General features: G+C 67.9%; 16 protein-coding genes. 8 read left to right on the top strand and 8 right to left on the bottom strand.

The window, feature by feature from the left end; all coding sequences use genetic code 11:
- Positions 1–208: 208 nt before the first annotated feature.
- Positions 209–601 carry a hypothetical protein gene (locus tag E0E39_RS16235; RefSeq protein WP_245988163.1) on the bottom strand — a complete coding sequence of 131 codons (393 nt, stop codon included), beginning with the start codon at positions 599–601 and terminating at the stop codon, positions 209–211.
- 4 nt (positions 602–605) lie between these two features.
- Between E0E39_RS16235 and E0E39_RS16520 the strand changes: the two genes are divergently transcribed.
- The 4 genes from E0E39_RS16520 to E0E39_RS01625 all read left to right on the top strand — a co-directional run bounded on the left by E0E39_RS16520 (position 606) and on the right by E0E39_RS01625 (position 4449).
- The gene (locus E0E39_RS16520; protein ID WP_281275562.1) at positions 606–740 is read left to right on the top strand and encodes a hypothetical protein; all 135 of its coding nucleotides are present in this window, start codon (positions 606–608) and stop codon (positions 738–740) included.
- Positions 741–1101: 361 nt separating this feature from the next.
- On the top strand, positions 1102–1944 hold the full coding sequence (locus tag E0E39_RS01615; RefSeq protein WP_130873186.1) for a PSP1 domain-containing protein: 843 nt from the start codon (positions 1102–1104) through the stop codon (positions 1942–1944).
- Entirely contained in the window at positions 1944–3590 is a 1647-nt protein-coding gene (locus E0E39_RS01620) for an alpha/beta hydrolase (RefSeq protein ID WP_130873187.1), read from the top strand. The genes E0E39_RS01615 and E0E39_RS01620 overlap by 1 nt, the downstream gene beginning before the upstream one ends.
- A gap of 58 nt (positions 3591–3648) precedes the next feature.
- Positions 3649–4449: an isoprenyl transferase gene (locus E0E39_RS01625; RefSeq protein ID WP_130873188.1), complete on the top strand. Its 801-nt coding sequence runs from the start codon at positions 3649–3651 to the stop codon at positions 4447–4449.
- 2 nt (positions 4450–4451) lie between these two features.
- Here E0E39_RS01625 and E0E39_RS01630 read toward each other — a convergent pair whose 3' ends face one another.
- The 4 genes from E0E39_RS01630 to xseA form a co-directional block, all read right to left on the bottom strand.
- Entirely contained in the window at positions 4452–5363 is a 912-nt protein-coding gene (locus E0E39_RS01630) for a hypothetical protein (RefSeq protein ID WP_130873189.1), read from the bottom strand.
- Positions 5360–6001, bottom strand: coding sequence for a hypothetical protein (locus E0E39_RS01635; RefSeq protein ID WP_130873190.1), 642 nt, complete (start codon positions 5999–6001; stop codon positions 5360–5362). The genes E0E39_RS01630 and E0E39_RS01635 overlap by 4 nt, the downstream gene beginning before the upstream one ends.
- 319 nt (positions 6002–6320) lie before the next feature.
- The gene (locus E0E39_RS01640; protein WP_130873191.1) at positions 6321–6518 is read right to left on the bottom strand and encodes an exodeoxyribonuclease VII small subunit; all 198 of its coding nucleotides are present in this window, start codon (positions 6516–6518) and stop codon (positions 6321–6323) included.
- Positions 6515–7735, bottom strand: a complete 1221-nt coding sequence (gene xseA, locus E0E39_RS01645) for an exodeoxyribonuclease VII large subunit (RefSeq protein WP_130873192.1) — start codon at positions 7733–7735, stop codon at positions 6515–6517. Before xseA ends, E0E39_RS01640 begins: the two co-directional genes overlap by 4 nt.
- Before the next feature lie 52 nt (positions 7736–7787).
- On the opposite strand from xseA, the gene E0E39_RS01650 reads away from it, so the two are divergent.
- The 3 genes from E0E39_RS01650 (at position 7788) to E0E39_RS01660 (ending at position 10172) form a co-directional block, all read left to right on the top strand.
- Positions 7788–8186: a hypothetical protein gene (locus E0E39_RS01650; protein WP_130873193.1), complete on the top strand. Its 399-nt coding sequence runs from the start codon at positions 7788–7790 to the stop codon at positions 8184–8186.
- An 86-nt stretch (positions 8187–8272) separates the two neighbouring features.
- Entirely contained in the window at positions 8273–9082 is an 810-nt protein-coding gene (locus E0E39_RS01655; protein ID WP_130873194.1) for a YwiC-like family protein, read from the top strand.
- Positions 9083–9137: 55 nt separating this feature from the next.
- Entirely contained in the window at positions 9138–10172 is a 1035-nt protein-coding gene (locus E0E39_RS01660) for a 4-hydroxy-3-methylbut-2-enyl diphosphate reductase (RefSeq protein WP_245988164.1), read from the top strand.
- A gap of 79 nt (positions 10173–10251) precedes the next feature.
- On the opposite strand, the gene ilvA is transcribed toward E0E39_RS01660, so the two are convergent.
- Together ilvA and E0E39_RS01670 are read right to left on the bottom strand one after the other, a co-directional pair.
- Entirely contained in the window at positions 10252–11520 is a 1269-nt protein-coding gene (gene ilvA / locus E0E39_RS01665) for a threonine ammonia-lyase IlvA (protein WP_342770186.1), read from the bottom strand.
- Positions 11521–11648: 128 nt separating this feature from the next.
- Positions 11649–12344 carry an EcsC family protein gene (locus E0E39_RS01670; protein WP_130873195.1) on the bottom strand — a complete coding sequence of 232 codons (696 nt, stop codon included), beginning with the start codon at positions 12342–12344 and terminating at the stop codon, positions 11649–11651.
- A 160-nt stretch (positions 12345–12504) separates the two neighbouring features.
- Here E0E39_RS01670 and aat point away from each other — a divergent pair, with 160 nt between their 5' ends.
- A complete protein-coding gene (aat, locus tag E0E39_RS01675; RefSeq protein WP_130873196.1) occupies positions 12505–13200 on the top strand; it encodes a leucyl/phenylalanyl-tRNA--protein transferase in 696 nt (231 codons plus the stop codon).
- A 31-nt stretch (positions 13201–13231) separates the two neighbouring features.
- Here the strand turns inward: aat and E0E39_RS01680 are convergent, their stop codons facing one another.
- Positions 13232–13807, bottom strand: coding sequence for a WXG100 family type VII secretion target (locus E0E39_RS01680; protein ID WP_130873197.1), 576 nt, complete (start codon positions 13805–13807; stop codon positions 13232–13234).
- Positions 13808–13887: the final 80 nt, after the last annotated feature.

The raw sequence follows: 13887 nt of genomic DNA on the forward strand, positions 1-13887 counted from the left end.
GGACGGGCACCAGGAACCCGCCCAGACCCCCCGGGCCGGCCCGGACGGCCGGGCTGACTACCAGACCCCGGCACCCTGATCTCAAACGTGCAGACACCACTTTTCATGCTTTCGCGCGCACACCGGACATTGCCCTCGGCGCGGGCCAGCTGCGGAGGCAGACCCACCCCTGCCAAGAGACAGGCCACAACAATGACGGTGAGGTGTTTCATGCCGGGCACCCCATCGCCCTATCGTTCGTGGCATCCCCGAACTTCCAGCCACCCTCGGTCTTGACCACGGTCACATTCCACTGGAGATACCGCGACCGCTCCGGAGACGCCACGCTCTTGCCCGTCTGCAAGTCGATCACATCAACCTGCCCGACGTCCGTGCACATCTGCACATCCACCATCCGCATGCCATCAACCTCGACCGGCTCCGACGCACCCGTAATGTGAACAACCGTGGCCCCCGTCTGCACGTGCCCTTGCTGGCGATAGTCGTTCAGATCATCCATATCTATCTCCTGGGTCTGCCCTGTGGTGATGTCCTTCAAAGGCTGGAGATCAGCATCCGGATTGCTGAACACCTGGTCCGAGATACGGACGTACTCGATCACCGTGTTGGCTGCTTCCAACTGCTCCGAAGTGAAGGTCTCCGACGGCTGCGGCTTCACCGGCATCGACGAAACCGGCGACGACGGCGATGTCACAACCGGCGACGACGGCGACGTCGCCACCGGCGAGGAGGACTGCTGAACACCAGCACCCCCGGACCCCGGACCACCAGAAGTCGACCCCTCACCACTACACGAACACACCAACACAACAACCGCCACCCCCACCACAACGGCCCGCCCCACACAACCACTCATCACCCAACACCTCCATTGGTGCCACAACCCCGAACCAGCATCTCCAACCCGGGAATCCCACGACACTAGAACCAACAACAGAACCCCACAGGACACCAGACGAAACTCTGACCAAAAGTTAAGGGCCCCGCGGGCGAGAGCAGTTCGTCAGGGTGGGTGGATCGGACCCGCGAGGGCCGGTGAACGAAGGGAATTGGTCCCGGGTGTTCAGCAGGCGGTCGGTGTCTGCGGTTACTCTGTTGGTCATGCCCAGAGTCATGGCCGTCACCTTCGAGCAGTACGGCCGTCTGCATTACCTCGACCCGGGTGACGTCGACTACCGCATCGGCGACCAGGTGCTCTACCCGACCGACGACGGCGCGGAGGTGGCGTGTGTGGTGTGGGCGCCGGAGGAGACGACTGTGGATGCTCCGCTGCCGAGATGCGTGGGGCGCGCCACGAAGGCGGATCTGAGGCGTGACGAAACCAATCGGGAACACCGCCGCCGGATCCGTGAGGTGGCGGTCGAGCGGATCACCGCCCACGGGCTGCCCATGAAGGTGATGGCCACCGACTACATAGACTCCTCCAAGGAGTACGACAAGCTGGCGGTGATCTATTTCACGGCCCCCGGCAGGGTGGACTTCCGCGCCCTGATCGGTGACCTGGCCCGCGCCGTCGGGGCGCGCATCGACCTGCGACAGATATCCTCCCGCGACACCGCAAGGCTGGCCGGTGGGGTGGGCATGTGCGGCCGGGAACTGTGCTGCACCCTGTTCCTCGATGAGGTGGAACCCGTCTCCATGCGGCTGGCGCGCAGCCAGAACCTGGCGGCCAACCCCCTCCAGATCCAGGGGGTCTGCGGGAAACTGTTGTGCTGCCTGGCCTTCGAACACCCGCTGTACGTGGATTTCCTGAACCGGGCACCGCAGATCGGGGAACAGGTCACCACCCCGGACGGCCCGGGCCGGGTGGTCGGACACGTGGTGCCGACGGGGGAGGTGGCGGTTCGGACCGCCGACGGTGTGAGACGCTGCCCGCTGATGCAGGTCTGTGTCAGGAACAAGAACCGAGTGGCGCACCACGCCACACCGGATGAGGAGAGTTGATGCGAAGAGGGATTGTCTGGGTCCAGGGGATGTTGATCTTCCTCGCGGTCAGTCTCGTGGTGACGTTCTTCGCCAGCGGAATGCTGGCTCCGGGGAAGCAGCAGGCGACGGAGAAACCCACGGTCGGGCCGTCGGCACAACCCGCCCCCACCGTCGGCGACCAGAAACCCGGGGTGCCCGCGGTCCCCGTCTCCGAACACGAGACGTGGCCGCGCGAGGCAACCGAGAACCCCGACCGGCAGCTCGACGTCAAGGCATCCAACCCGACGGTGCAGCTCCCGGCCGCCCTCGGCGACGACCTGACCCCCTACTGGCAGCAGTCCCTGAACTGGCAGCCCTGCGACGAGGCCCTGTGCGCCACCATGAAGGTGCCGCTGGACTGGGACAACCCCGGCAAGGCGGCGCTGGACATCAAGGTCACGAAGATGCCCTCCGCGAACCCGACGAAGGGCCCGCTGTTCGTCAACCCCGGCGGCCCCGGCGTGGAGGGGGGATCGTTCGCCACGAACCTGGGACGTGACAAGTGGAAGGGATACGACATCATCGCCTGGGATCCGCGCGGTTCCGGGGAATCCACCCACGTGCAGTGCGGCACCACCGAGCAGACGGACAAGGCCTATTTCGCGGACGGCACCCCGGACGACGAGGCCGAGAAAACCGCCCTCGACGACGCCTGGGCCGCCTTCGCCCGGGAATGCCGGGAGGCATCCGGGGAACTGCTGGACCACATCTCCACCATCGAGAACGTCCGTGACCTCGACCTGCTGCGTTTCCTGACGGGGGCGGAGAAACTCAACTATCTGGGCGTCAGCTACGGAACCTTCATCGGCGCGATGTACGCGGAACTGTTCCCGGAACGCACCGGACACATGGTGCTGGACTCCGCGGTCAACATCGCCCACGAGGGCGAGGTTCTCCAGGTCGAAGGTTTCGACACGGCCCTCGGGCTCTACGCGGACTGGTGCGCGAGGGAGGGATCCTGTTCCCTCGGGAACTCGCGCGACGATGTGATTTCCCGCATCAACTCCTTCCTGCACGGGCTCGACGCCAATCCGCTCACGGTGGGGGACCGGCAGGTGACGCAGGGGCAGGGCGCGACGGGCATCGCCTTGTTCCTCTACTCGGGGAAAGAGCTCTACCCGAGGCTGACCCAGCTCCTGGAGGCGGCGATGAGCGGCAACGGCAGGGCCATCCTCAAGGCCTCCGATTCCCTGATGGGTCGCACTGACAAGGGCTGGGAAACCGTCGCCTACGCCTTCCCGGCCATTCGGTGCGTCGACCAACCGGACGCCGGGGTCGCGGACACCGAGGCCGTGCGGCAACGAGCGGCCGAGAAGGCCCCGGTGTTCGGCGGCAACATGGGTGCGGACCTGGTCTGCGAACGCTGGACCGCAACTTCCGCACCCAACCTGAAACTGACCGGCAAGGGTGCGGCACCGATCCTGGTGGTCGGGGCAACGGGGGACTCCGCCACCCCCTACCAGCAGGCCGTCAGCATGGCGAAGCAGCTTGAATCCGGGCATCTGCTCACCTACGACGGCCCCGGTCACGGTTCCATCACAGCGGGAAACGCGTGTGTCGACGAGACGCTCACCGCCTACTTCGAGGACGGCACTCTTCCCGAGGACGGCAAGACCTGCAGTTGAGGAGGCGCTTTCCCCACGTCGTGCGGATGAGTCCCGCTACCGGGTTTACCCTTGGTGCATGTCTGCGATAAGCCGGTTCATCGACCGCATCTGGCCTCCCGCCTGGCTCTACTCCACCTACGAGGCCCAGGTGATCAAGCAGCTGGATCGCTCCGCCATGCCCCGCCACGTCGCGGTGCTGGCGGACGGCAACCGGCGGTGGGCGCGACTCAACGCCCCCGGCCAGCCCCTCGTCGCGGGGTACCGCGCGGGGGCCGCGAAGCTGCAGCAGTTCGTCGAGTGGTGCGACGACATCGGCATTCCCGTCATCACGCTGTGGGTGCTGAGCACCGACAACCTCGACCGCTCCGCCGCGGACGAACTGGAACCGCTGCTGGAGGTCATCGACGAACTGGTGGTGGCGCTGGCCGACACGAGCCGGTGGCGGGTGCAGGCGGTCGGTGACCTCGACCTGCTGCCCACGGAGCGGGCCGCCAGCCTCAGGGCGTCGGCGGCCAGGACGGAAGCGGTGGAGGGCATGCACATCAACGTCGCGGTCAGCTACGGTGGCAGACACGAGCTGCGCGATGCCTTCAGGTCGCTGCTGGCGGAACGGGCCGCCCAGGGCCGCACCCTGGAGGAGGTGGCGGCCACCGTCGAGATCGACGAGATCTCGGAGCACCTGTACACGAAGGGCCAACCGGATCCGGACCTGATCATCCGCACATCGGGGGAGCAGCGGCTCTCCGGTTTCCTGCTGTGGCAGTCGGCGCACAGCGAGTTCTACTTCTGCGAGGCCCTGTGGCCGGATTTCCGCAAGGTCGATTTCGTGCGTGCCCTGCGCAACTACACCCAGCGGGAACGCCGTTTCGGCCGGTAGGTTCAGCGGCTCAGCGCCGCCACCAGCTGCTCGATGGTCTCCTGTTTCGGGGTGCGGCCGTCGGGCAGGGTGATGTGCCGGGAGAAGTAGTCGCCGTGCGAGATCGGGCCCATGTCCACGGTGTGGATGCGGCCGTCCCTGACGGCGCGGCCGTAGGAGGACAGCGGGGCCGTGAACCAGCGTCCCGGGAAGGCGATGGTGCCCAGCGACTGGGTGCGGTCACGGCTGCCCTTCAGGTGCGTCAGCGAACCGATGTGATCCAACCCCGGGTCGTCGGCGTAGACCCCGCCGATGGAGACGACATCGACCTGCACGTCGTGGGCGGCCAGGAACCGTGCCACCCCGCAGGCGATCTGCGCGCCACCGGAGTAGGCGATCAGCGTCACCGGGGCCGGGTTGTCGGGGTCGTAGCCCGCGTTCAGGAGGGAACGCCACACCACGCACGCGACCCCGAAGTTGTAGGTGCCGCCGTAGCGCGGGTCGGCGGAGACCAGCACCTGCATGACGTTGCGCAGGTTGATCAGGAAAGGCAGCGGCGACCAGGGGAACCGGCGTCGCGCCCAGTCCAGGCGACGCCACAACCAGGCGGTGGCGCGCTGCGGCAAGCCCCGGTTCTCCATGGCGTAGGGGAACACGTCCTCGGTGATGACCACGTCGGGAAGTTGCTTCCGCACCTCCTCCAGCACCGCGTGTTCGCGGCGCGATATCGACCTGCCGTCGAGCACCGCGATGCCCGACAGATACACCGCGAACCGCCGGATGCCGGTGGCGGGTTCGGGTTCCGGGGCCGGAAGGGAGGGCGTCGGGTAGCGTCGCGCCCACCATTCGAGGGATTCGAGGGGAGCCAGCAGGGCCAGGACGAGGACCACCAGCAGCGTCACCTCCAGCAGCACGAGAATCATCGGCCGGATCACGGGACCGCCTTCGCCTCGACGGGAATGAACGGCGCCCCGGCCAGCACGTCCCTCGGAGCCAGGATCGCCGGGCGGCCCGTCACGAGGGTCCAGACGCGACCGGTGAGGTACCCGATGGGACGCCCGAGCAGCCGCGAGGCGAGCTGCATGATGCCCCAGGCCAGGCCGGTGGCGATCAGGGCCTGCCACCAGCTGGTCTCCATCGCCGAGATCACCATCAGCCACAGGCAGATCGCGCTCCAGCCCTGCAGGACGCGGCCGATCAGCAACCCGAGGTGGGGAATGAACACCAGGAACCCGTAGGCCAGGGGGGCGGTGGAGGACAGCGTCACCGCCAGCAGGTCGGCCAGGCGCATGCCGTGCTGGGTGATCGGGCCCGCCACGACCCACAGGATCAGCGCCTGGATGGCGTACAGCAGGGTGAGGAAGATTCCGCCGACCACCAGCATCGCCAGGAACCGCACACCCCTGACGCGGTTGATGAACAGCACGGCGCAGTGCCCGAGCAGGGTGGAGATCCCCGCCACCAGCGCGATGAGCCCGGCGGTGGGCAGGCCGGGCAACCCCAGGGAGGGGTCCTCGACCACCCGGAGCGAGGCAACGTCCCAGATGGTCGTCAGCCATCCGAAGAAATCCACGCGTCCCATTGTCGCGGAACGCTTCCGGAATGAACGCCGGCCGCGCCGAATCCACAAGTTGGTTGAGCCCGTTTACGAGCGTCCCCATTTCAAGCTGGTTGAGCCGGCCTGCGAGCGTCAGCGAGTGGGCCGTGTCGAAACCATGGTGACTTTGTTTGGGGTCTTGGGGTCGGGTCTGTCTGTCGGCTGCCGGGTGGTTTCGACTCAGCCGTTCGCTGGCGCTCACGTGCTGGCTCAACCAGCTTCAGCGAGGGTTTCGACTCGGGCTGCTTCTTCGTCGCGGCCCGGCTCAACCGGCTTCAGAAAGGGGCTTCATGCCTCACTGTTCGGCGGTCTGCTTCTCGACGGCGGCCTTCGCCTCGTCCAGATGGGCCTGGCAGATGGCGGCCAGTTCCTCGCCGCGTTTCCACAGCGCCATCGACTCCGCCAGCGTCACCCCGCCCGACTCCAGTGTGGCGACGGTTGTGGCCAGCTCGTCGCGGGCCTCCTCGTAGGACAGTTTCGTGGGTTTGGTCATCTGTGCTCCTTCGGGTGACCGGCCTGCGTGACGAGGGTGAGTTCGCCGTCGGTCAGGTGGGCCGTCAACGTGCTCCCGACGGGGGCGTCGGCAACGCTGGAGACGGTGTGATGGGCCTCGTCGACGAGCAGGGCGTAGCCGCGCTGCAGGGTGGCGGCGGGGGACAGGGCCCGTACCGTCGACAGCCGGGAGGCAAGTTCGGTTCGTCTGCTGGCGAGCTGCTGGTCGATGGCGCTGCGGAGCCGGTGACGCAGCAGGGCGAGGTGGTCGCGGTGCCCCTCCAGGGCGGCCGCGGGGCCGGCGAGGACGGGACGTCGCCGCAGCTCCGCGAGCTCCTGGTCGGCCTGCCCGATCCGCGCCTCGACGGCCTGCCTGAGCCTGGTACGGGCCAGGGCGATGAGGTCCTGCTCGGCAGCGAACTCCGGGACGATGCGCGAGGCCGCGTCGGTGGGGGTGGAGGCCCGCAGGTCGGCGACGAAATCCAGCAGCGGGGTGTCGGACTCGTGCCCGATGGCGGAGACCACCGGGGTGCGGCAGGCCGCGACCGCCCGCACCAGCCCCTCGTCGGAGAACGGCAGCAGATCCTCCAGGGCCCCGCCGCCGCGGGCGATGACGATGACGTCGACATCCGGGTCCTCGTCAAGATCCTGGAGGGCCTGCATCACCGACGTGGAGGCGTTCGGCCCCTGCACCGGCGAGTGTGCGACGGTGAAACGCGCCGGCCAGCGGCGGGCCACGTTGCGCAGCACGTCGCGTTCGGCGTCGGAATCCTTACCGGTGATCAACCCGATGCGCCGGGGCAGCAATGGCAGCGGGCGTTTGCGGTGGGGATCGAACAGGCCCTCGGCCTGGAGTTTGCGGCGCCGCGCCTCCAACTCGGCCAGCAACCTGCCGACCCCCACCACCCGCAGCTCCAGGCATTCGAAGCTGAGCGATGAGGTGGGTTCCCACACCCGCGGTTTCAGGCGTACCACCACCTGCGACCCCTCCGGAAGCGGGCCCGCCGCATCCAGTACGAAGGCCGTGGTCGTCACCGAGCAGGAGACATCGGTGAACCGATCCCTCAGGGTGAGGAACTGGGTGGGTGCGGCGCGGCGTTTGATCTCGATGACCTGCGCTTCCACCCAGATCTCGCCGAGCCTGCCCACCCAGTCCGCAACTGCACCGACGACTCTCTCCAACGGCTGCGGATGCTCGGGGGAACTGGTCAGGGCCATGTCAGGGAGCCTACCCATGCAACCCGACATTTATTCGGACTAGGCTAGGAACATGAGTCAGCAGCCCCTCGACAGATCCGAATTTGAAGCCGCGCTCTCGGCCCGGAAAGACCTCGGTCCGGAGATGGAACCTGCGCTCGTCGATTCGTTCGCTGAGAAAGTGGTCGCCGAGATCAGGCGCCAGCAGGCGACGACCCCGAGGCCGGGATTCCCGGCCCCGACCCTCACCCCTGCGCAGATGGCCTACATGCAACGCCGCAATCGTCCCTACAACCCGATGTTGTTGGCGGTGGTGTCGATGGCACTCGCGATTCCGTTGACAGCGATCGCGCTCTCGCTCGGTGGAATCTTTGGAATCATCATGGGTCTGGTGGTGTGGGCAGGCATTGTCGGCATCAACTTCGCCGCGGCGCTGGGCAACGTCAAATTCAACGATCCCCCGTCGCCCTGACGTTCGCCGAGTGGTTGACCACCCCGGCACATCGCGACTCCCGTCCCCGGAAAACACCGCTGGCGTGGTCGCTTAGTATCGGTGCCGTGAGCAGCAGGAAGGGACCTCGGAAACCCGGGGGACATTCGCAGGGTTGGGTGCCGAACCATCACGGGGCCTGGGCGATGTTGATCATGCCCTACGTCATGGGGCTGATCTGGGCCATCGGGGCCGGACGGTTCTCGTGGCCGCTGGCGTTGCTGGCCCCGGTGTGGGTGATCGGGTACTTCGCCTTCTTCGCGACGGCGACGTGGCTGAAGTCGAACTTCAAACCCAGGTATCGCCGCGCCGTGATCACCTACGGCGCGATCACCGCCGTTCTCGGCGTCCTGCTGCTGGCGCTGAAACCCGCGTGGTGGGCGTGGGCCCTGGTGTTCGGACCGCTGACCGGGATCGGGTTGTGGCTGGCGTGGAAACGCCGCGAGAGGTCACTGCTGTCCGGTTTCGTGACGGTGCTGGCCGCCACGGGACTGCCCTTGGTGCTCGGCTCGGAGGGGCCGCTCAACCTCGGTGGCCTGCCGGTGCTGGCGGGGGTGTCGCTGGCCTGCTTCGGGGACTTCTTCGGCACCGTGTTCTACGTCAAGACCAACGTGCGGGAACGCGGCCGGATGAGCTACATCGTCTACTCCGTCGCCTGGCACGCGGCCTGCGCGGTGCTGTTCGCGCTCGTCGACTTCCACCTGCCCCGCTGGTGGCTGGTGGCGTTCTTCGTCGCCTGCACGCTGCGGGCGTGGCTGGTGCCCTCGCTGGGGGTGATGAAGGGCCGCAAGGTGACCACCAAGCAGCTCGGCTACACGGAGATGATCGCCACCGCGGCCCTGCTGGCGATCCTGATTCCCGGGGTGCTGATCGCCTGACCGGCGGCCGGCCGGAAGCGTCGAGGGGTGGTGCGCGCCCCGTACACTGGCCCGCATGAGCACCAGCAAGCGGGTCATCGTCGCTGCGCCACGCGGATACTGCGCGGGCGTGGACCGTGCCGTCACCACCGTGGAGAAGGCCCTCGAGACCTACGGCCCGCCCGTCTACGTGCGCAAACAGATCGTCCACAACAAACACGTCGTCTCGACCCTTGAGAAACGGGGTGCGATCTTCGTCGACGAACTGGACGAGGTGCCCGCCGACGCCCTGGTGGTGTTCTCCGCGCACGGCGTCTCCCCGGCCGTCCGTGAGGAGGCGGCCCGCCGCGAGCTGCGCACCATCGACGCCACCTGCCCGCTCGTGACGAAGGTGCACCGCGAGGCGAAACGGTTCGCCGCCAAGGACACCGACATCCTCCTGATCGGGCACGCCGGGCACGAGGAGGTGGAGGGCACCATGGGGGAGGCCCCGGACCGCACCACCCTCCTGGAGCGTCCCGACGACGTGGACCGCCTCGACCTGCCCACCGACAAACCCCTCGTCTGGTTGTCGCAGACCACCCTCAGCGTCGACGAGACCATGGAGACCGTCACCCGGCTGCGGCAGAAGTTCCCGTTGCTGGTGAGCCCTCCCACCGATGACATCTGCTACGCCACCCAGAACCGTCAGCAGGCGGTCAAGCAGATCGCCCCCCACTGCGACCTGATGATCGTGGTTGGGTCGCGGAACTCGTCGAACTCGATGCGCCTGGTGGAGGTCGCCCTGGAAGCGGGTGCGAAGCGCTCCGAACGCATCGACTACCCCCACGAGATCCAGGACGAATGGCTCGACGGCGTCTCCACCATCGGACTCACCTCGGGGGCCTCCGTGCCCGACGAACTGGTGCAGGGGGTGCTGGCGCTGCTCGGGGAGCGGGGGTTCCCGCAGGCCGACGAGGAACGCCTCCTCGAGGAGAACCTCACGTTCGCACTGCCCCCGGAGCTGCGCCGCGACCTGGGCGGGGACGACCGGCGCCGCGCCCCCCGTCGCAGCGGCAGAACGACCACACCGGCCGGTGAGCGGCGCGGGCAGTCGGCCCCGACCCCCTGACCCGGCCTCTCGCCGCGAGATCGGGTGAGACGGCCTCGCGTCGAGGGAACTGACCGTGTCGAAATCAGCCGGGCGCCCCCTACACCAGGAAGCGGAAGTAGGGGCTGGTGGAATCGACCTCGTTGACCTCCATGCCGCAGTCGGTGATGCGGGCCAGGAGGAAACGGTAGTCACCGGGGTTGCTGAGTTCGACACCCACCAGGGCCGGGCCGACCTCCCGGCTGGAGCGTTTCACGTACTCGAAGTAGGTGATGTCGTCGTCGGGGCCGAGCACCTCGTCGAGGAAACGACGCAACGCGCCCGGCTGCTGCGGGAAGTTGACCAGGAAGTAGTGCTTGCGACCCTCGTGCAGCAGCGACCGCTCCACGACGTCGGCGTAGCGGGCGACGTCGTTGTTGCCGCCCGAGACGATGCTCAGCACCCGCGACCCGCCGGGGACGTGGACGCGCGGACCCACCCCGCCGGTGGGCAGGGCGGCGGCCGCGAGGGCCCCGGCGGGTTCGGCGATGATGCCGTCGGTCTGGTACATGGCGAGCATCTCGGAGCACACCTGCCCCTCGGGGATGCGGGTCAGCTCGATCCTCGCCTCGTTGATGACGTCGAAGGTGAAGTCGCCCACGAGACTGACCGCGGCGCCGTCGACGAAGGTGTCGATGTTGGTCAGCGGGAACGGGCGGCCCGCGGAGATCGCGGCCGCCACGCACGGCGCCCCGTCCGGTTCCACCCCGATGATCCGCACCTGCGGGTGGTGGGTGCGCAACCATGCCGCGGCCCCCGACATCAAACCGCCGCCACCGACGGGCAGGATCACGACGTCCGGCACGAACCCGAGCTGTTCGACGGCCTCCGCGATGGCGGTGCCCTGCCCGGCGGCGGTGCGCGGGTCGTTGAAGGCCGGCACGAGGGTGCGTCCGTTCTCCTCCGCGAACCGCGCCGCGGCCCGGGAGGCCTGGTCGTAGGTGGAGCCCTCCATCACGAGTTCGACGTGGCCGCGTCCCAGCGCCTGGATGCGGTCGCGTTTCTGCCGGGGAGTGGTGGTGGGCACATACACCACGGCGCTGATTCCCAGCGTCGCCGCGGCGAACGCGACCCCCTGCCCGTGGTTTCCCGCCGACGCGCACACCACACCGGCGTTCCGCGCCTCGGGGGGAAGCTGTGAGATCAGGTTGTAGGCGCCCCGCAGCTTGTAGGAGCGCACGGGCTGGAGGTCCTCGCGTTTCAACCACACCTCGGAACCGGTGGCCTCCGTGAGCCGCTGGTTCAACTCGACGGGGGTGACGCGGGCCACTCCCCTCAACCGGTCGCGGGCGTCGGGAACGAGGGCAGCCAGATCGGAAAGCACAGTCACGGTCCCAATTGTGCTCGTCGAGGACGCGATCCGCACTCTTCACGGGGACACGTCGTCGCGTTACCCCGCGGGGCCCGCGGCGACGTCCACGGCCGGGGTGACCTGTGGTGTGGATGGTCGGGCGGTGGTCAACTCTCCATGATGATCACGTAGCCGGCGGATCGGGGGCGCCGGGAGATGAACTGCTCCTGGGCGTACTGGATGATGGAGCGTGTCGACCAGCCGTCCACGACCGCGCCGACCCCGCCGCCCACCAGGGGGATCTTCTTGGCCAGGAACACCCCCAGTCGTTTGCCCCCGACATGGTTCATCGACTGCTCCAGGAGCGCCCGGGAGACGCGGGAATCGAGTCGCGGGTCGAAGGCGGGGGCGGTGGCGACGGCGGCCGCGGAGCTGGGAAGGTCGCCCGCGGCGATGAGCGCCGCCGAGCCGCGTGGGCCGAGCATGGCCATCAGGATCGCGGTGCGGACCCGGGGATCGTCCAGTTCGTAGCCGCGCAGGTGCGCGATCGCGGCGACGGCACGTGCCTGGATGAAGGCGGCCGCGGCCATGTTCGCGGGGATCGTCACGAGCGACAGGAGGAAACCTCCCCAGTTCGTCGCGAATCCCTGACCGCCGGCCAATGCGATGTGCTGGTTCGACAGCCAGCGGATGGCGGCCTCGTGGTCGTGGTGGTGGCGCAGCTGGTTGTTCGCGACGGTGCGGGCCCCCAGCAGTTTTCCGCGGCCCGTGATGGCGAGCTCCAGGAGTCGGTGGAAGGCGTCCGACGTCAGGCCCTCGGCCGTCGCGACCATTTTGTTGTTGGCATCGTTGGCGTTGCTCATCTTCTCACCGTCCTTCTACCCCATCCCGCATTATCTCGCATTATGTCACCGTGAAAAGGGGGCATTTCGGATGCCGCGCGAAACCTTCACCGCGACCGGAAAGCGGTCAAGTGGAACCTGTGGCGACGGGAGACCCCGTGAGCCTGCAAGACTGGGAGTCGTGCTCGACAACGTCTTCGGATCACCCGATGCCTGGCCGGACTCCGACCTGATCGGGTACAGCGACGAATTCGACCCCGCCCTGGCGCTGGTCGCCTACCGCTGCGGGGTTTTCCCCATGCCCGTGGAGGAGTGGATGGGGTGGTGGTCGCCGCTGCGACGCGCCGTGCTGCCTCCGGGCGGGTTGCGCATCACCCGGTCGCTTCGCAAGACGGCGGCTCGCTACACCACCACCGTCGATCAGGCCTTTCCCGACGTGCTGGCCGCCTGCGCCGACCCGAAACGCCCCGACGGCTGGATCGACGACCGCATCGCCTTCGCCTACACCGCCCTCCACCAGGCCGGGTATGCGCACAGCGTCGAGACCTGGGACGCCGACGGCAGGCTGGTCGGGGGACTCTACGGGGTGCACCAGGGAGGGATGTTCGCAGGGGAGTCCATGTTCCACCACTCCGAACTGGGCCGTGACGCGTCCAAGGTGGCGTTGCTGAGGCTGGTCGCGGAACTCGCCCGGGCCCGCGTCGACCTGCTCGACGTGCAGTGGCTCACCCCGCACCTGGCCAGTCTGGGGGTGGTGGAGCTGTCTCGTGACGACTACCTGGCCCGGTTGGACGTCGCCCTCGAGGGGGAACACCGCAACACGTGGTCGAACGCCCAACGCTGGGATTTCCGTCAGCTGTTGGCGGCACACGCCTGAGACGGCATCGGGTGCGTGTCGGTGGAAGGTGTCAGCTGGCGACCGGAGTGGTGGGGGACCAGACACCCCGGTGGGCGCGGGACATGGTTTCCGGGAGTCCCGCCACGATGTCTCGTTGGCGGCGGTTCGACTCCTCCCATGAGGACTGCGCCGCGACCCAGGCGTGCCGGGCGGCGTCGTCCCACTGCGCCATGGATCCCACCAGTTCGCCGTGCAGCATCGCCAGGAGGGTGTTCAACTCTGCATTGGCGTCGATCAGACCCGCGATGCCCTCGGGCAGTGGCGCAGGGCAGTCACGTTGCGGGCTCTCGGGGCGTGCCCGGCGGGCCTGCGTGGGTGCGCGCCGCGCGGGGGGTGTCGGCACCTCCGCCTGCCCCGTGAGGCTGGCGTGCACCATGTCGAGGCCCTGTTTCACACGCTCGAACTCGGAGTCGAACTGGCTGTAGTCGTGCTGGAACACGGTGAACTCGTGAGCGCCCCAGCGTGCGGCGAGCACGGGAAGCTGTCTCTGCAGCCGGATCTGGAGGTCGTGGATCTGCTGGTGCTTCGTCTCGACCTGTCCAGCGGCCTGCGCCATCACGGGGTTGTCCGCGTGCTCGGGGGCCATGGTGTTCTCTTCCGGTTCGGATGTCGTCAAAAAAGACCCTATGCCCGAGAGGGGTCACCGGTGGGGATGCCGCGGGCACG

The sequence above is a fragment of the [Pseudopropionibacterium] massiliense genome, from assembly GCF_900607225.1.
In the GTDB taxonomy this organism is placed as follows: Bacteria; Actinomycetota; Actinomycetes; order Propionibacteriales; family Propionibacteriaceae; genus Arachnia; species Arachnia massiliensis.